This window comes from Marinibium conchae (assembly GCF_015595035.1).
In the GTDB taxonomy this organism is placed as follows: domain Bacteria; phylum Pseudomonadota; class Gammaproteobacteria; order Enterobacterales; family Alteromonadaceae; genus Glaciecola.
The window spans coordinates 1,827,887-1,848,718 of the sequence record NZ_JADNRN010000001.1; the positions used below are offsets into that span (position 1 = coordinate 1,827,887).

Genomic DNA, 20,832 nt, shown 5'->3' on the forward strand with positions numbered 1-20,832 from the left:
TCTGTTATGCTTTTGTTATTAAAATAAAAATAACTGAGGTCTTCATGGAAACTGGCACTCTAATATCACTTAGCATTTACTTTATCGCGATGATAGGAATAGGTGTGTTTGCCTTTCGGAGTAATGAAGAAACATCATCAGGTTACTTACTAGGCGGCCGCAAATTAAGTGCCCCAGTAACAGCGCTTTCTGCTGGCGCCTCGGATATGAGTGGCTGGATGCTTCTAGGCGTGCCAGGTGCAATGTATGTATCGGGAGCGTCGTCACTATGGATCGCGTTTGGCTTGGTCTTGGGTGCTTGGCTTAATTACATTTTTGTTGCACCACGCCTACGCGTATTTACCGAAGTCGCTAGCGATGCTATTACCCTTCCTGACTATTTTGAGAACCGCTTTTTCGATGACACCCGCGCTTTACGAATCATCGCGTCGGTTGTGATAATCATATTTTTCACTTTATACACCAGCTCTGGCATTGCTGCTGGAGGTAAATTGTTTGAATCATCTTTTGGCTTTAATTACGAGGCCGGACTGTATATTACTGCAGGTGTTGTAGTGTGCTACACACTTTTCGGTGGCTTTATGGCGGTGAGTCTGACCGATTTCGTGCAAGGCATCATCATGTTTATCGCACTCATTTTAGTGCCAACAGTGGTTATATTTGAGCTAGGTGGCATTAATAACACTATATCGAGTCTTTCCGAAATTAACCCTAATTTAGTATCACTATTTACCGATGCGGGCACTGGTGCAACAGTAACGCTGATTGGCGTGATCTCATTAATGTCGTGGGGTCTTGGTTACTTTGGGCAACCACATATTATTGTGCGTTTCATGGCAATTTCGAGTATTAAACAAATGCCTGCAGCACGCCGCATTGGCATGTCGTGGATGATAGTTTCTCTATTTGGCGCAGCATCTACAGGCCTTTTCGGCTTGGCTTACATGACCTCTATAGGCCAATCATTGGACGACCCGGAAACGATATTCATCACGCTATCACAAATTTTATTCAATCCTCTGATCGGTGGCTTTTTATTGGCCGCAATTTTAGCGGCGATAATGAGTACGATATCCTCGCAGTTACTGGTAACGTCTAGCTCGCTTACCCGAGATGTTTACGCTGCATTCATAGAGAAAGACTGCAGTGAAAAGAAGCAAGTGGTTATCGGTCGTATATGTGTTGCACTCGTCGCGATGGTCGCAATAGCCCTAGCCTATGATAGAAACAGCAGCATACTCTCGTTAGTCAGTAATGCTTGGGCTGGATTCGGAGCCGCCTTCGGGCCTTTGGTCTTGTTTTCCCTGATGTGGAAAAATATGAGCAGAATCGCTGCTATCGCGGGTATCGTAAGTGGTGCAGTCACTACTTTGGTATGGATTTATGCACCATTAGCTGAAAATGGCGCTTCACTCAACGACAGTTTATATGCAATTATCCCCGGCTTTATTGTATCCAGCTTGTTTATTATCGTGGTGTCTAAGTTAGCTCCTGAGAAAAATGAGAAAGTTATCACGCTTTTCTCCGTCTTTGCCGATAAGTACCAACAAGAAAAAAGTAAAATATAAGTTTTTGAAGGTGTGTTACTGATCTATGGGTTTTTTCGCTGCCAGGCAGCCAATACTTGATAATGAAAAAGCGCTCTATGGCTATGAGCTTCTTTTTCGATTGAGTCTAGAGAATGTATTCCCAGATGTGGATCAAGAAAAAGCCACCTCAAAAATGATTGAAGGTCTGCAGTTTGACCTCGGCCTTGACAAAATCTCCGAGGGTAAACTGGCCTTCATAAATTTCACCGAGCAAAGTCTAATAAGCGGCTACCCCGAATTATTGCCGCATGAGAAGGTCGTGGTTGAAATACTTGAAACCGTGAAACCCACCAACTCGGTGTACGGGGCGCTTAAAAAGCTTCGCCAAAAAGGCTACCTCCTAGCGCTTGATGATTTCGTTCATGATGATGCTTGGAAACCTTTTTATAAATTAATCGACATCGTTAAGATAGACTTCAGAGACATTTCTGAAGAAGATCTTTCAGCAACACTCGAACAGTTTAAAAAATATCCACAGATTAAACTACTTGCAGAAAAAGTAGAAACAAATGAAGAGTTCACGCGTGCGGTCAGACTTGGCTTCGATTATTTCCAAGGTTACTTTTTCAGCCGTCCAGAAGTAATTCGAAGCGTTGCCCTCACACCGGGCCAAACGTCAATTGCAAGCCTACTCAATGAGCTGTCTGCTTCAGAGCCTAACTTTAATAAAATTAGTCAGTTATTTGAGCTCGACGTAACCTTGTCTTTCAAGTTGCTACGCTACACTCAAACTGCCATGTTTAAACGTCAAAATCCAATTAAAACCATTAAGCAGGCAGTGCTGGTGTTGGGTAAGAATGAACTTGAACGTTTTGTAGGTTTGATATTCGCAGCACAGTTTAGCGACACCAAACCGCAAGAGCTTATTCGACTATCCATACAAAGAGCCAAATTCTGTGAATTACTTGCTCCTTACTGCGCGCATAAAAATGACGCCTCGTCGGCATTTTTAATGGGTATGATGTCGTTGATTGATGCTTTGCTAGATGCCGACCTTAAAACCGTCGTCTCGGATCTTCCTCTAAGTAGCGATATAAAGGATGCCTTACTTCAAGACAAAGGCTGGCTTTCACACTGTTTAAAGCTCTGCAAATATTTTGAGGTAGGTGATTGGGAGAAAATGGAAAAGAGTTGTGAGATTCTCAACATTCCCTACCAAGAAATTTTAGACGAGTATGAAAAAGCAGGACAATGGGCTGAAGAAAAAGTCGGCCAACTTATCTGATCTCTCGTGTAATACTCCATTACACTCGTCGTAAATAAAGCAAAAACCTTGCATTTTTCCTATAAGCAATAGACATATAACAAAATTGCAACATACCCAAACTTTTAGTTATCAATTAGCTATTAGAAATAGCTTTTTATCATATTTGTTTAATTAGCAAATATGCTATTGTTCTATGCATATATATTTTTTGCATATTAACTTTAACTTGGAGTCAGTTCGCAATGACCAGCTCAATTCCTTCGATTACTCACTTAAAGCAGTTAGAAGCTGAGAGTATTCACATATTCAGAGAAGTTGCCGCAGAGTTCGATAATCCCGTTATGCTTTACAGTGTAGGCAAAGACTCATCTGTGTTGCTGCATCTCGCCAGAAAGGCTTTTGCGCCCGGAACTATCCCCTTTCCATTGCTTCATGTGGATACCACATGGAAGTTTAAAGAAATGATCCAATTTCGTGATGAGATAGCCAAAAAACACAATTTGAATTTGCTTGTTCATACTAACCAAGAAGGCGTAAAACAGGGTGTAGGTCCTTTCAGTCACGGCAGTGCTAAGCACACCGACATAATGAAAACGGTTGCTTTGAAGCAAGCACTTGACAAGTATAAGTTTGATGCTGCCTTCGGTGGTGCTCGTCGAGATGAAGAGAAGTCACGCGCGAAAGAACGTGTATATTCATTCAGAGATGAAAATCATCGCTGGGATCCCAAAAATCAGCGCCCAGAGCTCTGGAATATCTATAACAGTCAAATCAACAAAGGCGAAAGCATACGTGTATTCCCAATGTCTAACTGGACTGAGCTAGATATTTGGCAGTATATCTACCTTGAAGGTATAGAAATTCCCTCACTTTATCTTGCAAAACCTCGCCCCGTTGTTAAGCGCGACGGCACCTACTTTATGGTTGACGACGATAGAATGCCGCTTGAAGAAGGCGAAACACCAGAAATGCGTTCAGTAAGATTCCGAACACTGGGTTGCTATCCGCTCACTGGCGCGGTTGAGTCAGAAGCCGACACTTTGCCAGAGGTTATTCAAGAAATGCTCCTCACCAAAACATCTGAGCGCCAAGGACGTGTCATTGACCATGATTCCTCTGGCTCAATGGAGAAGAAGAAAATGGAGGGTTATTTCTAATGTCAACCAACATAGTATGGCACGAGCATGCCGTTACCAAGACTTCACGTGCAGCAGCACTTGGTCAGAAACCAGCAGTGATTTGGCTCACAGGTTTGTCTGGTTCTGGCAAATCAACCATTGCAAATTTACTTGAGAAAAAGCTGTTCTCCGAGCAGAAAAAAACCTATTTACTCGATGGTGATAATATTCGACACGGCCTATGTGGCGACCTTGGTTTTGATGATAAAGACCGCGTTGAAAACATTCGACGCATCAGTGAGGTGGCAAAACTTTTCGTCGACTCAGGCACGATAGTGATAACCGCTTTTATTTCACCTTTTAATGCCGACCGTGCATTTTGTCGCTCGTTATTAGGTGAAAATGAATTTGTAGAAGTCTTCGTCGACACTCCCATAGAAGTATGTGAAAAACGTGACCCGAAAGGCCTGTATAAAAAAGCCAGAAGTGGTGACATTAGTAACTTCACTGGAATCGACTCAGCTTACGAAGTACCTCTGTCTCCAGAGATACACCTTGAATATCAAGACGAAAGCGCCGAAGCAACCGCAGAAAGGCTTTTCGATTTGCTTCATGCCAAAGGACTTGTATAGATGACGGCCTTTGAATTCGACGCAGAACTAGCGTCTAGGGTCAAAAGCATTGCTATTGAAGCTGGGGCTAAAATCATGGAGATATACGCAAAAGACTTTGCTATTTATGATAAGTCTGATGCTAGCCCTCTAACTGAAGCTGATCTTGCTGCTCATCATCATATTGTCGATGAACTAACAAAAATATCTGAGTTACCTATTCTTTCTGAAGAATCTGCTGATATAGCTTGGGAAGAACGTAAAAAGTGGTCGAGATATTGGTTGGTCGACCCTCTTGATGGAACTAAAGAGTTCATTAAAAAGAATGGCGAATTTACCGTGAACATCGCCTTAATTGAGTATGGCGAGCCAAGTTTTGGCGTTGTGCATGCCCCCGCAATATCGAAGACCTATGTAGGTCAGGTTGGAATTGGCGCCTATTGCGAAGATCATGGTGTTAGTCGCGACATTAGCGCTAAAAAACATCAAGCGGGTGAAACGTGGAAGGTGGTTGGGAGCCGTTCGCACCAAAGCCCTGAAATCAACAAGATCTTGAATGAATTAGGTGGTGAAAGCGAATTGCTCGCCATGGGAAGCTCTCTAAAGTTGTGCTTAGTGGCCAGCGGAGAAGCCCATTTGTATCCGCGTGTTGGGCCAACCAGCGAATGGGATACTGGCGCTGCTCATGCAGTGGCATTAGCTGCAGGTGCTAAAGTGACCGTATTAGACCCAGAAAACCCCATGGATCCCGATGCCTCGCCGCTTAAATATAATCAAAAAGATTCCGTATTAAACCCATATTTTTTGGTAAGTTTTTAAAATGAATAACGAAAACGAATTATTACAAACCGACATCTTGTCGTATTTAGAACAACATGAGAAAAAAGACCTGCTACGCTTTTTAACCTGTGGCAGTGTTGATGACGGTAAAAGCACACTGATTGGTCGCTTACTTCATGATTCAAAAATGATTTATGAAGACCAACTTGCCGCTATTACCAAAGACAGCAAAAAAGTCGGCACCACCGGCGAAAAGGTCGATTTGGCATTGCTCGTTGACGGCCTTCAATCTGAGCGAGAGCAAGGTATTACCATTGATGTTGCTTATCGTTACTTTAGTACTGAAAAGCGTAAGTTTATTATTGCTGATACACCAGGACACGAGCAATACACCCGTAACATGGTAACCGGTGCATCAACTTGCGACCTAGCCATTATTCTGGTGGATGCGCGCGAAGGTGTGAAAACACAAACTCGCCGACACTCATTTTTAGTATCCCTACTCGGTATAAAACACGTTATCGTTGCTATCAACAAAATGGACTTGATGGACTACAGCCAAGACGTATATGAGCAAATCCAAAAAGACTATATGGAATTTTCCAAGCAATTAACAATCCCTGACATTCGTTTCGTGCCCATATCTGCGCTCGAGGGTGACAATGTCGTCAATCGCTCAGATAAAACGCCTTGGTTTAGTGGTGAATTACTGATGGAATTGCTAGAGAGTATGGAAATTACGCAGCAACAACATGACGATTTTCGCTTTCCTGTGCAATATGTAAATAGGCCAAATCTAAATTTTAGAGGCTTTGCTGGCACTATTGTGTCAGGGTCAATCAAGCCAGGGGATGCTGTAACCGCCTTGCCTTCAGGAAAAACATCAACTATCAAAGCAGTAAACACCTTTGACGGTGACTTGGAAGAAGGTTTTGCGCCCAACGCAGTGACCCTCACGCTCAACGATGAAATAGACATTTCTCGTGGCGACATGATAGTTAAAAGCGACTCCCTGCCTTTGCATAGCAATGCTTACAAAACACACATGGTTTGGATGTCGGAAGATGCGCTCATACCCAACAAACAATATAGCTTCAAATTTGCAACCAAGATGGTACCGGGCAGTGTTGCTAGCATCGACTATCAGATAGATGTGAACTCCCTTGAAAAAACGGATGCTCTGCATTTGAATTTGAATGAAATAGGGGTTGCTAACATCAAACTGACTCAGGATGTTGCCTGTGATCCCTACATCGCTAATCGAAAAACAGGTGCTTTTATTATTATAGACCGCCTTAGCAACAGTACCGTTGGCGCAGGAATGATCATCAAAGAAACTGAGTCCTCTGCCTCTTCGCACGAATATAGTGAGTTTGAACTAGAGTTTAATGCACTGGTTAGAAAGCACTTCCCTCACTGGAATGCTCAAGATATAAGTAAGTAAGATAAGGTTGAGCCGCTTGGTTTAAGTGGCATCAACGCAGGTACTAGCTTGTTTAGTCGTATATTTGCTATCAAATATACAATCAGACTAAACAAGCTTTTTTATTATCTGGGAAAATACGCTATGCTGAAATTCGCGTTGATAAGAACGCACTCAATCTAACATTAGCGGCAGCATTACTGGAAACGAAAGTGATAACGGAATTCATAGCAGCAATCTACATAGCAGTATCCAATGACCTTTGAGCAAATTGCGGTTCTTCTCATTTTTGCCGCTACTATCGTTAGCTTGGCCGCAACCAAAATGCGTCCCTCCAGTGTTTTCTCTGCGTGTATGCTGCTTCTTGTACTAGTACAACAACTTAAGCTCGACGAAATACTAGAAAACCTGACCAATACAGGTCTTGTAACGTTGGTTTTGTTGTTGTTGGTCAGTCACTCTATTGATAAAACGGCCTTTATTAAGCGTTTGGGTCGCGCTATTGTGCGTAAGTCTTTCACTCAAAGTTTTTGGCGGATGTTTGCGATCAGCTTTAGCTCTTCAGCACTTCTCAATAACACCGCAATTGTGGCTAGTCTGATTGGGCCAATTAAGCAAAACCAGTTGCATGCCCCTTCCCGCCTGCTCATTCCACTATCGTATGCAGCAATTTTAGGCGGTACGGTAACTCTTATCGGTACGTCAACAAACTTAATCGTTGATAGTTTCCTGATAGAACACGGGCACCCTGGGTTTGCCTTCTTCGACTTTACCCTCTTCGGCCTAAGTGCGGGTTTTGCCTGTGCATTCTTGTTATTTATGCTAACGCCCTTGTTACCTAATATTGCTAGCAATGAAAATAACTATCAACGCTATTTGTTGGAAGCCGACGTTGAGGCTAATTCTGAACTGATAGGGAAAAGTGTTGAAGATAATCATTTGCGTAACCTACCTGAACTCTTTCTCATAGAAATTGTTCGTAAGAACGTAGTAATGTCTCCGGTCACACCTGATATGGTAATTGAGGAAAACGATAAACTTATTTTTTCTGGTAACGTTCAAAAAATTGATAATATTGGTCATATCAAGGGCCTCACAATGTTTGCAGAAACAGACGGTTTACTGAGTGATAACCTAACCGAGGTGATCGTGTCCAATCGCGCCCCAATTATCAATAAAACACTAAAGGAACTGGGTTTTAGAGCGCTATTTGATTCGGCGGTGGTGGCTATACGTCGCGACGGCGCTCAAATTTCTGGGAAGTTGGGCGAGTTAAAGCTTCAGGCCGGAGACTTCCTGTTACTTGCCACCGGCGCAGACTTTCAACGGCGTGACAATATCACCAAAAATTTCTTTGTGGTGTCTGAACAAAAAATCATGCGCAAATTAAAGCCATGGCAGGAGGCCTTTACTCTTATTGGCTTCCTTATAACGATAGCACTCGCAGCAACATCACTACTTCCCCTAGCCACGGGCCTTGTGTTTTTTGCTGCAAGCCTATCGCTCATTAAAGTGTCGTCGATTAGTGAAATTAAACGTCATCTTCCAGTAAACTTAATACTTGTAATCGTTGGTGCATTAAGTTTAGCGACTGCGCTAGAAAATAGTGGTGTTATTGCCTTAACCACCGAAGCTTTAAAGCCTTTAGTTGATGATATGTCGCCACTATTTGCCCTTGCTTGTGTTTATTTGATGACGCTCTTACTCACAGAGTTTGTAACAAATAATGCTGCCGCGGCCCTTATGTTCCCGTTCGCTTATGGCTTAGTTGTATCTATGAACCTACCGCTCATGCCTTTTGCCTTAGCTGTGGCTTTTGCTGCTAGTGCAAGCTTTATTTCGCCATATGGTTACCAAACTAACCTTCTGGTTTTTTCTGCGACCAATTATCGCTTTAAAGATTTTGTCAAAATTGGAACCCCAATTTCATTGCTATACTCCACCATCGTAATATTAATGCTTCACTGGTTTTACTTTTAGACCTCCAAAAGACCGGCCATTTTCGGGAGCTCTCTGTTCTTTTTCATTCTCATCGAAGGTCATTGCAAAAATGAAAAAGAACTCATCGTTTAATTTGATAAGCCGAAATTAGAGCTAAGAAAAACCTTTTTAGTGTCGATAACGTTAACATTGAACAGGCACCAATTTGTTACTTCTCCCTCATGCTCAGGAAATCATTAAATGCTAATAGATCAAGCTGACAACACTGAGGTTGAAAACTCACTCGACCCACTCACAGGCTTACCGAATAGAAGCTTTGGTTCAAAGCAAGCAAACGTAGTATGTAAAAAAGTGGGAATAGATAATGTAGGAGCGATGATCGTTGAATTAAGTCAATTTGGACAAATCAACGATAGCATGGGCCATCAGTTAGCCGACAAAATACTAAAACTAACCGCTAAACGCTTCAATAAACTTTTCCCTCATGTTCTTTGCTTCTTTCGCTCGCACGGTGACCAATTCTGTTTGCTATTTGAACGCTCAACCGATATCGCATTCGAGCTCGAGCGACTGCTTGATTTTGTGCGCCGGCCTTTCGCAGTGCAAGGGCATGTTGTTATTTTGACCCTTAAAGTGGGTGTAGCAGAAAATTCACCCGATTTTGAAAGTGCTGACGAATTAATATATGCCGCAGAACTAGCCTTGCATAAAAGCAAGCAAAGTTATGATCAAATCACTTATTACCAAGCTTCGATGGTAGGCCAAGCGAGAATAAAACATGAGGTAGGCAACGATCTTAGAGTATCAAGCTTAAATAATTCCAGTGAGCTTTATGCCGGACAGGCCAATAATGAATTTTACCTAGTTTATCAACCAATAGTTTCTTCCGTGAAAAAGAAGCTCGTGGCCTTTGAGGCACTTCTTCGTTGGCAACACCCAGAAAAAGGGTTAATGATGCCTGACATTTTCATCGAGACTGCAGAAGAAATCGGCACAATGCCGTTGCTTGGCAATTGGGTGATCAAGAAAGCATGTCACGATCTTCGCAAAATGATTGATAATAAGATCACCCCTAAGGATATTGGCGTGAGCGTTAACATTAGCTCAAGACAGTTTTTAGATAGTGATGCACTAATCAATACAGTAAAAATAGCGCTTAATGAAAACATGCTTCAAAAAGGACAACTTCGATTAGAAATAAGAGAATCTGCTCAACTTGCGAATGTGATGCCTGCCGTTTTGCATGAACTTAAAGCCTTGGGTTGCAGTATTACGTTGGACGACTTTGGGACAGGCTATTCGTCGATCGCACATCTAACTCACATGCCATTAGATTATGTAAAAATTGATCGTTCTTTCATCAAGCAATTAGATTCGAATAAAAAGAAAACCGCGGCGGTATCAAAACGGATCGCCGCTGCCATATACAGTTTGGCACAAGCACTAAATGTAAGCGTGATCACCGAAGGCGTTGAGACTAGACAACAACTAGACATTGCAAATAAACTTAATGCCGACCTTATACAGGGTTTTTACTATTCAAAACCATTGAAAGAACAGGATGTTGCTCAATTTGTAAAAAACTTTAAAGCTTAGTGAGAAAATAACATGCAAGATATGTATCGTATTACCTATATAAGTAAAAGCGAGGTAGCAGGAGACAAGGAAAGTGTGAAGGCACAGATTGAATCAATACTGTCTTCTGCAACAAAAAACAATCCCGAACTCGGGATCACTGGCGCTCTTCTATATTCTGGTGGTTATTTTTGCCAAGTGATAGAAGGTGAAGAAGACAATATTGAGGAGTTGTACGAAACAATACAAATGGACCCTCGCCATTCTGATGTCACCATCCTAAATTATGAAGCTTGCGAGGGAAGAATATTCACTGAGTGGGCAATGGCTTTTGCTGGTATTCAAGAATCCTTGAAATTTGACTTAGATGGAATAAAAGAAAATCCAAGCGAACTCAAGCTAAAGGAAACTGGTAATTCGATTTTAGATACTCTTGAATCCTTGGTGATAAAGAAACAAAGCTAACTTGTACTAGCTCCAACTCCTGAGCAACTTTTGCATCAACTAATTCTTCTTAGTTGGCTTCTGCTCAATAATCACGTCAGCATAACTACGAAGTTTGTCTTTCTTCCTAATTGCCGCAAAGGGGTCGGACGAGCTTTCGGTAGCTTCCCCTAATTCTTCGTTAGGCAACTTTTGCGCTTTGCGCTCCTCACTGTTTTCGCTTGAGGATAACGATGACTTCCATTGCAGTATTTTCTTCAGAGCAGAGTTGGATTGTTCTGATTCTAGCTCTTTTTGATGCTTTTTATGTTTATTGAAAAAGTGATTCGCCATCAAGAAAACAACGATACTCAAGGCCCAAACAGCCCATTTCACCGCGAAGGATAGCCCGACGTTGCCAGGAGTTTCCTGCCTATCGTTAAAGCGCAAGTAATCAAGGTGAACTTGACCCACCACAAAAATAAAAGCAATGAGTAGAATCAAGCTAAGAATGAAAAACTTATACTTCCTCCACAGCAAGCCTGACAAAATGATATTGATAATCTTATTCATAAATTAACCAAAAATTCCAATACCTAATACGGCAAGCACAGCTAACACGCCTTTCTCTTTTATGGCAGAGTAAATTTTTTGTTCTTCTTCTTGAACAATCACCTCGAGCTGCTCTTCGCTGAAGTCTTCTGGACTCTTTTGCGCCAACACAATTCTTGTATTGGAGCGTTTTATCGCTTTTTCACGTATGGCATCTTTAAACTTTGCATTTACTTTTGAAATTGGATTCACGACTTCCCCTTAACTATTTCATCTATTATACCTGCTTTTACGAGAATATCTGCAAAGCTTAGTTTCGAAATGTGTCACTCGAAACATATTCAATACGAGTCTTCGGTAGCCCTGAATATTTAACAGCTTGATGAACAATGAACTGTCAGAAAAACCATGCTATATTTTGCAATCTCGGTTCATTTTTAGGCGATTCAATGCTTCAAAGTATATTGGTAAATCACAAACTAACACGCTTTCGAGCGGCAATATTTGTTGCTATATGGCTTACACTTATTATCACGTTTGCCTCGCCGGCAAAAGCTGCAGATGGCAATCCTAAGGTTTTAGAGCAATACATTTTTACACCCTCCGATGAGCCATTGGCACAAGCAAAACTGACTCTTCAAAAAGCATCTGCAGAAAACAAATATGCATTGATTGTGCTCGGTGCACAGTGGTGTCACGACAGTCGTGGCTTAGCAGCGAGTTTTTCCGACGCAAAGATGCAGTCGATATTACAAACTCAATACCAAACACAATTTATTGATGTCGGCTTTTTAGAGGACCGTAGAATTATTACTGAATATTTAGGCTACCCCACCTACTTCGCCACGCCAACCGTGTTGATTGTCGACCCGAACACAAAAACCTTAGTAAACATTGATACTTTAAATATTTGGCAAAATGCAGCGAGTGTGGAACTTGATACCTTTTACAGGCAGTTTTCAAAATGGAGCATGAGTTCCGCTACAGCCAACAACCCCAGTTCGACGCCAATGGCACTTAGTAATACTTCTGAGTACGCACAAAGATTAGAGAAAGAGCAAAGCGCCAGACTTCAACAAGGCTATGCAATGCTTGGCCCTCTTTTAGCTGAGAGTACAACTAAAGGCCCAAATGCAAAGGCGAATCAAGAACGTTTCTTCGCCTTATGGGATGAAGTGAAGGCTTTTCGTATGGCATTGCAAAAAGACATTCATTTTCTTCGCAGCGCTGAACATACAAGCTCCTCTTCGCAAAAGGCTGAAGAAAACATTAATGAGATCTATTCAAGACTAAAGCAAAGAAAATCATGGGAAGGATAAGCGTTTTTTAAGGCTATATGCATTTTTGGTATGGCTTAGAAAAACAAAGCGTATGAATCAAATGAATACCAAGCATTTATTGGGCTAGTAGTTGTTGATATTAGCCTCTTTATTGGATACCATTCCACCACTTCGAAAAATTGAATTGAAAATGACTATTACAAATTTCTGCCATCATCATCACGTAAACGCATAACCTTTCAGGTTCGTGCTGGAAGGGTATTGTTTCCTTTCCATGGCAATGAAGAAATTTGAAGCCCTCGGAAGGAAACTTTCGGGGGTTTTTTGTTTGCTTTCAAGCTTGCTTTGGAAATGCAATACAACAAAAAATCGCTGCCTGCCGTATTGATATGGCGTTTGAGCTAAACACCTTAGCGACAAACAAAGGAAGTAGTAAGTAAACATACAAATATTAAGTATTTACGCAAAAAGGATAAGTAATGAGCGATAGCAAAAGACTGAAAATAGCGATACAGAAGAAAGGTCGTTTGAGCGATGAGAGTATTTCTTTGTTAAAGGCAATTGGTATCAAGCTTCAAATAAGAGATCGACTTCTAATTGCTCATTCCACCAATCAACCTATTGATTTGCTGTTAGTTCGTGACGATGATATCCCAGGCCTTGTTATGGATGGCGTTGCCGATATGGGCTTTATAGGCGAAAACGAACTAGAAGAAAAGATGCTAGAGCGACAAGCTTCTGAACGTCCAGCTGAATTTACCACACTTCGTCGTTTGGACTACGGAGGTTGCAGACTTTCCATCGCCATTCCAAATGAAATGAAATACGAAGGTAAGGGATCTCTAAATAATATCAAAGTAGCGACCACCTACCCTTATCTACTTGAGCGTTATTTCAGTGAAAATAACATTAATGCCCAAGCGGTAATGCTAACAGGCTCCGTTGAGGTAGCTCCTCGAGCTGGCGTAGCTGATGCCATTTGCGATTTAGTTTCCACCGGCGCAACACTAGAAGCAAATGGGTTAAAAGAGCAAGAAGTCATTTTTAAATCAAAAGCAGTGCTTATTCAAAAAGCACAGCCATTAAGCGATGAAAAGCAATCATTGGTGAATCGACTATTGCCAAGAATCGATGGTGTAATGCTAGCCAAAGAAAGCAAATACATTATGCTACATGCCCCGAAAGCCTACCTGGAACAAGTAAAAAGTCTGCTTCCAGGGGCAGAAAACCCAACGGTTCTTCCTTTGGCGGGCAACAACGAAACAGTTGCTATTCATGTTGTTAGCACTGAAACCTTGTTCTGGGAAACGATGGAAAAACTGAAAGCTCTAGGATGTAGTTCAATCCTAGTTATGCCAATCGAAAAAATGATGGGGTAGCAAATGTCGTCGCAATCAATTATTGAATGGAACAAGCTAAATTCTGAGCAGAGAGAGGACGCTTTATCTCGACCTGCTATGAAAAATAGCGAACTTTTACGCGACACGGTAACAAAAATACTTAGCCAAGTTCGCGAAAAAAAAGATGCAGCTGTTCTCGATTACACCAGAGAATTTGACGGTGCTTCTCTAACCAGTCTTCGAGCCGATTGCTCACTCATTGATAGCGCGGAAAGTGAAATATCACCAAAGGTGAAAAGCGCTATCGACACCGCCTATCACAATATTAAAACCTTTCACGAAGCGCAACGGCCACAGGACATTCGCATAGAAACAGCGCCTGGTGTTATTTGTGAACAAAAGCATGCGGCCCTTGAAAAGGTAGGCTTATACATTCCAGGCGGAAGTGCACCTTTGCCGTCTACCGTGCTCATGTTAGGGGTGTCTGCTCAAGTAGCCGGTTGTGAACTACCTATACTTTGCACACCTCCATCTCCACAAGGGAAAATCGCTGCCGAAATAAGATATGCCGCCAAATTATGCGGTATTAGGCACATTTATCTTTGTGGTGGTGCTCAAGCTGTCACAGCAATGGCCTTTGGTACTGAAACGATACCTAAGGTTGATAAAATATTTGGCCCCGGCAATAGTTTTGTTACTGAGGCGAAGCAGCAAGTGAGCCAAGCACTTGGTGGTGCCGCCATTGATATGCCTGCCGGGCCGTCCGAGGTGTTGGTTATCGCTGACGCCCAGGCAAACCCAGCATTCGTGGCAGCAGACTTACTTTCGCAAGCCGAACACGGTGCAGACTCGCAAGCGGTATTGGTCTGCAACAGCGAAGCGCTTATCGAAAAAGTACAACAACAAGTGTTACTGCAACTCGCACAACTTTCGCGCCGTGATATTGCTGGGCAAGCAGTTAACCACAGCCGTTACATTTTAACCGACAGTATCGAGCAATCGGTGGAGGTGAGTAACGCCTATGCGCCCGAACACCTTATTGTGCAAACTGAAAATGCGCGAAGCCTCTTAGCAAGTTTGAAACATGCAGGCAGTATTTTTGTAGGTGCCTACTCACCCGAGTCAGCAGGCGATTACGCCAGTGGGACGAATCATGTTTTACCCACTTATGGTTACGCCCGAAATTACTCAAGCTTAGGTTTGTTAGACTTCATGCGCAGATACACGGTGCAGGAACTCAGTAAAGCAGGCTTGGAAAACATCGGCGATGCTATTATGGACTTAGCCGATGCAGAAGGACTGGATGCCCACAGAAACGCAGTAAAAGTGCGACTTTCTGGTCTGAGTACCGACCCACTTCAGGATGATGCGAGCTCAAGTGCTAGCGCTGTCGTCAGTAACGAAATGGAAGCGAAGTCATGAGTAATTGGCTAACTGAACTCACTGTTGATTATGTAAATGAGCTGAAGCCCTATGAATCGGCTAGGCGCTTATTCGCTGGCTCGGGCGCAGATGCTGAACAAGTATGGATGAACGCAAATGAATCACCTTTCGCCGAAGAATACGGCATTGATGCTTCCGTGTTCAACCGCTATCCCGACTGCCAACCCGATACTGTAATCAGCGCTTACTCAAGCTATGCTGGGCTTAACGCTGAGCAAACACTGGTTACTCGCGGGGCCGACGAGGGTATTGAATTAACCATTCGCGCCTTTTGTGAGCCAGGTAAAGACAGCATCTTAATTTGCCCTCCTACCTACGGTATGTATGCTATCAGCGCGCAGACCTTCAATGTGGGAGTGGAGTCGGCAACATTAAATGCCGATTTTAGCCTGAATCTCAGCGATGTCCTTTCGAAGGTTGGTCAAGTTAAAGTGGTATTCATATGTTCACCTAACAACCCCACCGGAACAAGTGTGAAACGAGAAGACATCGTTAACGTGCTAGATGCTTATAAAGGTACTGCAATTGTTGTGGTTGACGAAGCATATATCGAGTTTGATATTAGCAATTCCCAAGCAGACTTACTTGCACAACACAGTAACTTGGTTATTCTTCGCACCTTGTCAAAAGCCTTCGGTTTAGCAGGCTTACGTTGTGGTTTCACCTTAGCATCTGCTGAGATTATCACTACCTTGCTAAAGGTGATTGCGCCCTACCCAATCCCAGCGCCAGTTGCACAAATCGCAAGTGTTGCATTGAGCAATGAAGGCTTGGAAAAAACCAAAGGGCTTGTCGCTCTGCTTAAAAATGAGCTTGATGATCTGAGGGAAGCCTTGAGTCAACTAGGTGATATAGAGTGCATTGGCGATATCAACGCCAACTTTGTACTCTTTCGAAGCCAACAAAAACAAGCTCTGATGGATTATTTGGTTGCGAATAAAGTACTCATTCGCGACCAATCAAAACAAGTGAATTTGCAACACTGCCTGCGTGCTAGTGTCGGTAGCAAAGAACAAAACAAAAAATTGATTGAATTAATAACGGCGTTTTTCGCCCAAGAGGCTAAGTAAGATGAGTCAACAACCTATTCTATTTATCGACCGCGACGGTACTTTGGTAGAAGAGCCTGCGGTAGACAAGCAATTAGATAGCCTTGAAAAGCTAGTCTTCGAGCCTTTAGTGATCCCTGAGCTACTTAAATTACAAAACGCGGGCTTCCGTCTAGTGATGGTATCTAATCAAGACGGTTTAGGAACAGATTCCTTTCCTCGCGCCGATTTCGATGCACCACACAATGCCATGATGGCGGTATTTGAAAGCCAAGGAGTGCATTTTGATGATGTGCTTATTTGTCCTCACTTTGATGCCGACAATTGTAGTTGCCGCAAGCCAAAACTCGGCTTAGTAAAAGACTACTTGCAGCAAGGTAAAATAGACTTTACTCGGTCATTCGTTATTGGTGATCGTGATACCGATGTACAACTTGCCGAAAATATGGGCATTAAAGGCATAAAATATCACCCTGAAAACAATAATTGGCCATCAATCACGCGGCAGTTAACCGTTAATGAGCGCATAGCCGAAGTGGTTCGCACCACCAGCGAAACCGATATAAAAGTGACCGTAAATCTTGACAGCTCACAGAAGCCGGAAATACACACTGGATTAGGCTTTTTTGACCACATGCTCGACCAGATAGCAACCCATGGCGGCTTTTACCTTAAGGTGAGTGTTGATGGTGATTTGCACATCGACGACCACCATAGTGTTGAAGATACCGCTCTTGCTCTAGGGGAGTGCTTGAAGAAAGCCTTAGGCGACAAGCGCGGAATTGCGCGTTTTGGTTTCGCACTACCAATGGATGAATGCAGAGCAGAATGTATTATGGATATTTCAAATCGTCCACATTTGAAGTTTGATGCAGAATTTTCACGCGATGCTGTTGGTGATATGGCGACGGAAATGGTGCCTCACTTTTTCTACTCTATTGCGCAAACAATGGGCTTGAGCTTACACCTGTCAACAACGGAAGGAAACGCTCACCACCAAGTAGAGAGCCTATTTAAAGTGTTTGGTAGAGCGCTGCGACAAGCTATTACAAAGCAAGGCGATGCCCTGCCGAGTACCAAAGGAGCCCTGTAATGGCCAACTCTTTAGTCATCGTGAATACCGGTTGCGCTAACATTTCGTCGGTGAAGTTTGCCTTTGAACGTCTTGGCAGTAGCGTTGAAGTAAGTGACGATGTAACTATTATATCAAAAGCTCAGCGGGTACTCCTTCCAGGGGTAGGCTCTGCGCCAGCCGCAATGAAGAGTATTCGTAAAAAGCAACTGGTGGACTGTTTACGCTCACTTACGCAACCTACTTTAGGGGTATGTTTAGGCATGCAACTAATGGTGAATGACTCACAAGAGGGTGAATTTGGTAAAACCGAATTGACCGATTGCTTGGGGCTTATGCCGGGTCGAGTTCACCGCATGCAAGTAGGCAATCAGCGTCTTCCTCATATGGGCTGGAACAAAGTAAGCAGTAAGTACGACAACCCCCTATTTAAAGGTATTGGCGATGGTGAGCACTTTTATTTCGTGCACAGTTTCGCAGTTAACGAGTATGAGCATACACTAGCCACTTGTGAATACGGTAACAACGCCATTGAGCAAGAAAATAGCTTCTCTGCAGCCATTCATAAAAACAATTTTTTTGGTGTGCAATTTCATCCTGAACGCTCTAGCGATGCTGGCGCACATCTTCTTCAGAACTTTATTCAGTTGTAAGGATACATCATGATCATACCCGCAATTGACCTCATCGACGGCAAGGTTGTGCGCCTCTACCAAGGCGACTACGAACAAACAACGCAGTACAGCGTTGACCCTATCGATGTGGTGAATCAATATGCCGATGACGGTGCTCAATGGTTACACATTGTCGACCTAACTGGCGCCAAAGATACCAGCAAGCGGCAACTCAAACTCATTGCCGACATGGTCGCGACCAAGCGCATGCGCTTCCAAAGTGGCGGCGGTGTGCGAAGTAAAGCGGACGTGCAAGGCTTACTCAATGCTGGTGTAGAGCGCGTGGTGATTGGTTCACTTGCTGTTACTCAGCCTGAAATTGTTGAGCAATGGATGACTGAATTTGGTCCAGAGCATATTGTATTAGCCCTCGATATTAATATCGACGAGGCTGGCAATAAATTTGTTGCGACACATGGCTGGCAAAAAGATTCTGGCGTATCGATTGAAAGCTTGATTGAGCGCTATTCGAAGGTCGGTTTACAACATGTACTATGCACTGACATTAGCCGTGATGGGACCTTACAGGGCGCAAATGAAAAACTTTATGCTGAAGTTGCCAAGAGCTTTCCAAAGATCCAATGGCAAGCCTCTGGCGGTATCGGCAGTCTAAATGACATTGAAATACTGAAACCAACAAAGGTTGCCGGTGTGATTTTGGGTCGAGCATTGTTAGAAGGAAAATTCACGGTAAAAGAAGCCATTGAACGTTGGGCTGATAAGTAAGCATATAGAGTTATATGCGACGTATGTCAGCAAGAGATTGTGACAAAAGAATGCAAATAGCTCAGCAAATAGTAATTTCCACATTTCGCGACTTTAGCTTTTAACGTAAACTATCGCGATTAAAAACCTGGCGACAACATCTAGCGACCTCATTCATCGCTAAAGTGATAGCAGAAAATAGGCGAAAGCCTACATAACATATTAGGAAAGAGTAATGGCAGTGTTCGGAACCGTTTTTATGCCTGAAATGGCACTCACCCGCTTCGAAAATGATAGTTGGAGCGACAGTCAATTTGTGTCGTCTGACAGCATTCAAATGCACCCGGGTGCGCACGTTTTGCATTACTCTAGTACTTGCTTCGAAGGTCTAAAAGCCTTTAGGCATCAGGACGGCGGCATCTACGTGTTTAGAATGGACCAAAACCTGAATCGTTTTGAACAAAGCAGTCGACTATTAAACCTACCTGAAATTGACAAAGCTCAGGTCGAAAAGATGATACTCGATGTGGTTGGCAAATATGCTAATGATGTACCTGAGCCTCCAGGCTCTATGTATATTCGCCCAACACATGTCGGAACAGAAGCGTCTATAGGTAAAGCGGCAGCCCCATCACTTACTTCATTGTTGTATGTGCTGCTATCTCCTGTTGGAGACTACTTCTCTAGTGGTGCCAAACCACTGCGTTTATTGCTTGATGAAACTGGTATGCGATGTTCACCGCACATGGGAATGATCAAAAGTGGCGGTAATTATGCAAGTGCTTTGGGCCCAATTTTAGAAGCAAGAGCAAGTGTGCAGGCCGATCAAATCCTATTCTGTCCTAATGGTGATGTGCAAGAAACCGGTGCTGCTAATTTCATTCTGATCGACGGCAACGAAATCATCACAAAAGCCCTAGATTCGAGCTTTTTACACGGTGTAACACGCGGCTCCATTTTAACTTTGGCCGCAGATTTAGGCATGACCATCAGTGAACGCAATATTAGCGTTGACGAATTGCTAGAACGTGCAAGCAAGCCCGGTGTTGAAGCAGCGTTATCAGGTACGGCAGCTGTGCTCACACCCGTTGGTACTTTTATTCATAACGATAAAGAACACACCGTCGGTAGTGGTGAAGCTGGCCCAACGACCATGAAGCTTCGCCAAGCATTAAATGACATTCAATGGGGCAAAGCGCCTGATAAACATAATTGGCTAGTGAAAGTTAACTAAATAGAAGAAGACTATGCTTGCGAGAAGAATTATTCCTTGTTTAGACGTACGCGATGGCGTTGTTGTAAAAGGTGTTAAATTTCGAAACCACGAGATTATTGGTGATATTGTTCCATTAGCTAAACGCTATGCTGAGGCTGGCGCAGATGAACTTGTATTTTATGACATTACTGCGTCGAGCGATCAACGTGTGGTTGATAAAAGTTGGGTATCTAAAATTGCACAAGTGATTGATATTCCCTTTTGTGTCGCTGGCGGTATCAAAACCGTTGAGGATGCCGGCAAGATACTAGAAATGGGCGCTGATAAAATATCTATCAACAGCCCCGCCCTAAGCAATCCCGAACTAATAAAAGATCTTCACGACACCTATGGTCAACAATGTGTAGTAATCGGTGTCGATAGTTTTTTTAACGAAGAAACCGGTCAATATGAAGTTTATCAATTCACCGGTGACGAGAGTCGCACACAAAAAACCACATGGCAAACTCTCGACTGGGTTAAAGAGGTACAGCGCAAAGGAGCCGGCGAAATCGTGCTCAATTGCATGAACCAAGATGGCGTTCGTAAAGGCTACGATATTAAACAGTTGGCAGCGGTTCGCGAAGTTTGCAATGTGCCGTTGATTGCCTCTGGTGGTGCTGGCGAAATGAGTCATTTCAGCGATGTCTTTAAACAAGCTGACGTAGATGGCGCGTTGGCAGCTTCAGTATTTCATAAATCGATTATTGACATTCCCGAGCTTAAGCTTTGGCTTTCAGAGCAGGGCATAGAAATGCGAAGCGCAAAAAAATAATGCTCACAGTAGCAGTGAAC

At 43.1% G+C, this 20,832-nt stretch carries 20 protein-coding genes and 1 other annotated feature; of the genes, 18 read left to right on the forward strand and 2 right to left on the reverse strand.

All coding sequences use genetic code 11. From position 1 onward, the window contains the following. The first annotated feature begins 44 nt into the window (after positions 1–44). The 9 genes from putP (at position 45) to ISG33_RS07730 (ending at position 10,709) form a co-directional block, all read left to right on the forward strand. Positions 45–1,568 carry a sodium/proline symporter PutP gene (gene putP / locus ISG33_RS07690; RefSeq protein ID WP_195732887.1) on the forward strand — a complete coding sequence of 508 codons (1,524 nt, stop codon included), beginning with the start codon at positions 45–47 and terminating at the stop codon, positions 1,566–1,568. Between the two features lie 25 nt (positions 1,569–1,593). Next, positions 1,594–2,814 carry an EAL and HDOD domain-containing protein gene (locus ISG33_RS07695; protein ID WP_195732888.1) on the forward strand — a complete coding sequence of 407 codons (1,221 nt, stop codon included), beginning with the start codon at positions 1,594–1,596 and terminating at the stop codon, positions 2,812–2,814. Positions 2,815–3,038: 224 nt separating this feature from the next. After that, on the forward strand, positions 3,039–3,953 hold the full coding sequence (gene cysD, locus ISG33_RS07700) for a sulfate adenylyltransferase subunit CysD (RefSeq protein ID WP_195732889.1): 915 nt from the start codon (positions 3,039–3,041) through the stop codon (positions 3,951–3,953). Continuing rightward, on the forward strand, positions 3,953–4,546 hold the full coding sequence (cysC, locus tag ISG33_RS07705; protein ID WP_195732890.1) for an adenylyl-sulfate kinase: 594 nt from the start codon (positions 3,953–3,955) through the stop codon (positions 4,544–4,546). Before cysD ends, cysC begins: the two co-directional genes overlap by 1 nt. Then, positions 4,547–5,344 (forward strand): 3'(2'),5'-bisphosphate nucleotidase CysQ, encoded by a 798-nt coding sequence (gene cysQ / locus ISG33_RS07710; protein WP_195732891.1) that lies wholly within the window; start codon positions 4,547–4,549, stop codon positions 5,342–5,344. It abuts the gene before it with no gap. Between the two features lies 1 nt (position 5,345). After that, positions 5,346–6,749 carry a sulfate adenylyltransferase subunit CysN gene (gene cysN / locus ISG33_RS07715; protein ID WP_195732892.1) on the forward strand — a complete coding sequence of 468 codons (1,404 nt, stop codon included), beginning with the start codon at positions 5,346–5,348 and terminating at the stop codon, positions 6,747–6,749. A gap of 234 nt (positions 6,750–6,983) precedes the next feature. After that, entirely contained in the window at positions 6,984–8,708 is a 1,725-nt protein-coding gene (locus ISG33_RS07720) for an SLC13 family permease (RefSeq protein WP_195732893.1), read from the forward strand. Positions 8,709–8,909: 201 nt separating this feature from the next. Continuing rightward, positions 8,910–10,265, forward strand: coding sequence for a putative bifunctional diguanylate cyclase/phosphodiesterase (locus ISG33_RS07725; protein WP_195732894.1), 1,356 nt, complete (start codon positions 8,910–8,912; stop codon positions 10,263–10,265). Positions 10,266–10,277: 12 nt separating this feature from the next. Further along, entirely contained in the window at positions 10,278–10,709 is a 432-nt protein-coding gene (locus ISG33_RS07730) for a BLUF domain-containing protein (protein WP_195732895.1), read from the forward strand. 39 nt (positions 10,710–10,748) lie between these two features. Here ISG33_RS07730 and ISG33_RS07735 read toward each other — a convergent pair whose 3' ends face one another. Together ISG33_RS07735 and ISG33_RS07740 are read right to left on the reverse strand one after the other, a co-directional pair. Beyond that, the gene (locus ISG33_RS07735) at positions 10,749–11,240 is read right to left on the reverse strand and encodes a hypothetical protein (protein ID WP_195732896.1); all 492 of its coding nucleotides are present in this window, start codon (positions 11,238–11,240) and stop codon (positions 10,749–10,751) included. A 3-nt stretch (positions 11,241–11,243) separates the two neighbouring features. Continuing rightward, the gene (locus ISG33_RS07740) at positions 11,244–11,471 is read right to left on the reverse strand and encodes a hypothetical protein (protein WP_195732897.1); all 228 of its coding nucleotides are present in this window, start codon (positions 11,469–11,471) and stop codon (positions 11,244–11,246) included. A gap of 197 nt (positions 11,472–11,668) precedes the next feature. Here ISG33_RS07740 and ISG33_RS07745 point away from each other — a divergent pair, with 197 nt between their 5' ends. From ISG33_RS07745 to hisF, 9 genes are all read left to right on the forward strand, one after another. Continuing rightward, complete coding sequence (locus tag ISG33_RS07745; RefSeq protein ID WP_195732898.1) at positions 11,669–12,538, forward strand: thioredoxin domain-containing protein; 870 nt, start codon at positions 11,669–11,671, stop codon at positions 12,536–12,538. A 171-nt stretch (positions 12,539–12,709) separates the two neighbouring features. Continuing rightward, positions 12,710–12,828, forward strand: a sequence feature (His leader region). Positions 12,829–12,978: 150 nt separating this feature from the next. Continuing rightward, complete coding sequence (gene hisG, locus ISG33_RS07750) at positions 12,979–13,878, forward strand: ATP phosphoribosyltransferase (protein ID WP_195732899.1); 900 nt, start codon at positions 12,979–12,981, stop codon at positions 13,876–13,878. Between the two features lie 3 nt (positions 13,879–13,881). Beyond that, on the forward strand, positions 13,882–15,261 hold the full coding sequence (hisD, locus tag ISG33_RS07755; protein ID WP_229333484.1) for a histidinol dehydrogenase: 1,380 nt from the start codon (positions 13,882–13,884) through the stop codon (positions 15,259–15,261). Next, positions 15,258–16,352, forward strand: coding sequence for a histidinol-phosphate transaminase (gene hisC / locus ISG33_RS07760; RefSeq protein ID WP_195732900.1), 1,095 nt, complete (start codon positions 15,258–15,260; stop codon positions 16,350–16,352). The genes hisD and hisC overlap by 4 nt, the downstream gene beginning before the upstream one ends. Before the next feature lies 1 nt (position 16,353). Next, positions 16,354–17,424, forward strand: a complete 1,071-nt coding sequence (gene hisB / locus ISG33_RS07765; RefSeq protein ID WP_195732901.1) for a bifunctional histidinol-phosphatase/imidazoleglycerol-phosphate dehydratase HisB — start codon at positions 16,354–16,356, stop codon at positions 17,422–17,424. Then, positions 17,424–18,056, forward strand: a complete 633-nt coding sequence (hisH, locus tag ISG33_RS07770; RefSeq protein ID WP_195732902.1) for an imidazole glycerol phosphate synthase subunit HisH — start codon at positions 17,424–17,426, stop codon at positions 18,054–18,056. The genes hisB and hisH overlap by 1 nt, the downstream gene beginning before the upstream one ends. A 9-nt stretch (positions 18,057–18,065) precedes the next feature. Further along, entirely contained in the window at positions 18,066–18,803 is a 738-nt protein-coding gene (hisA, locus tag ISG33_RS07775) for a 1-(5-phosphoribosyl)-5-[(5-phosphoribosylamino)methylideneamino]imidazole-4-carboxamide isomerase (RefSeq protein ID WP_195732903.1), read from the forward strand. 214 nt (positions 18,804–19,017) lie between these two features. Continuing rightward, on the forward strand, positions 19,018–20,016 hold the full coding sequence (locus ISG33_RS07780) for a branched-chain amino acid aminotransferase (RefSeq protein ID WP_195732904.1): 999 nt from the start codon (positions 19,018–19,020) through the stop codon (positions 20,014–20,016). A gap of 13 nt (positions 20,017–20,029) precedes the next feature. Beyond that, on the forward strand, positions 20,030–20,812 hold the full coding sequence (hisF, locus tag ISG33_RS07785; protein WP_195732905.1) for an imidazole glycerol phosphate synthase subunit HisF: 783 nt from the start codon (positions 20,030–20,032) through the stop codon (positions 20,810–20,812). The last annotated feature ends 20 nt before the right edge of the window (positions 20,813–20,832 follow it).

Bases quoted from the DNA above. Each gene is read 5' to 3' on its own strand.
- cysD (WP_195732889.1), top strand. From the start codon at position 3,039: ATGACCAGCTCAATTCCTTCGATTACTCACTTAAAGCAGTTAGAAGCT.
- hisH (WP_195732902.1), top strand. From the start codon at position 17,424: ATGGCCAACTCTTTAGTCATCGTGAATACCGGTTGCGCTAACATTTCG.
- ISG33_RS07745 (WP_195732898.1), top strand. From the start codon at position 11,669: ATGCTTCAAAGTATATTGGTAAATCACAAACTAACACGCTTTCGAGCG.
- ISG33_RS07695 (WP_195732888.1), top strand. From the start codon at position 1,594: ATGGGTTTTTTCGCTGCCAGGCAGCCAATACTTGATAATGAAAAAGCG.
- cysQ (WP_195732891.1), top strand. From the start codon at position 4,547: ATGACGGCCTTTGAATTCGACGCAGAACTAGCGTCTAGGGTCAAAAGC.
- ISG33_RS07720 (WP_195732893.1), top strand. From the start codon at position 6,984: ATGACCTTTGAGCAAATTGCGGTTCTTCTCATTTTTGCCGCTACTATC.
- ISG33_RS07730 (WP_195732895.1), top strand. From the start codon at position 10,278: ATGCAAGATATGTATCGTATTACCTATATAAGTAAAAGCGAGGTAGCA.
- cysN (WP_195732892.1), top strand. From the start codon at position 5,346: ATGAATAACGAAAACGAATTATTACAAACCGACATCTTGTCGTATTTA.
- cysC (WP_195732890.1), top strand. From the start codon at position 3,953: ATGTCAACCAACATAGTATGGCACGAGCATGCCGTTACCAAGACTTCA.
- hisD (WP_229333484.1), top strand. From the start codon at position 13,882: ATGTCGTCGCAATCAATTATTGAATGGAACAAGCTAAATTCTGAGCAG.
- hisB (WP_195732901.1), top strand. From the start codon at position 16,354: ATGAGTCAACAACCTATTCTATTTATCGACCGCGACGGTACTTTGGTA.
- hisF (WP_195732905.1), top strand. From the start codon at position 20,030: ATGCTTGCGAGAAGAATTATTCCTTGTTTAGACGTACGCGATGGCGTT.
- hisA (WP_195732903.1), top strand. From the start codon at position 18,066: ATGATCATACCCGCAATTGACCTCATCGACGGCAAGGTTGTGCGCCTC.
- ISG33_RS07780 (WP_195732904.1), top strand. From the start codon at position 19,018: ATGGCAGTGTTCGGAACCGTTTTTATGCCTGAAATGGCACTCACCCGC.
- hisG (WP_195732899.1), top strand. From the start codon at position 12,979: ATGAGCGATAGCAAAAGACTGAAAATAGCGATACAGAAGAAAGGTCGT.
- ISG33_RS07735 (WP_195732896.1), bottom strand. From the start codon at position 11,240: ATGAATAAGATTATCAATATCATTTTGTCAGGCTTGCTGTGGAGGAAG.
- hisC (WP_195732900.1), top strand. From the start codon at position 15,258: ATGAGTAATTGGCTAACTGAACTCACTGTTGATTATGTAAATGAGCTG.
- putP (WP_195732887.1), top strand. From the start codon at position 45: ATGGAAACTGGCACTCTAATATCACTTAGCATTTACTTTATCGCGATG.
- ISG33_RS07725 (WP_195732894.1), top strand. From the start codon at position 8,910: ATGCTAATAGATCAAGCTGACAACACTGAGGTTGAAAACTCACTCGAC.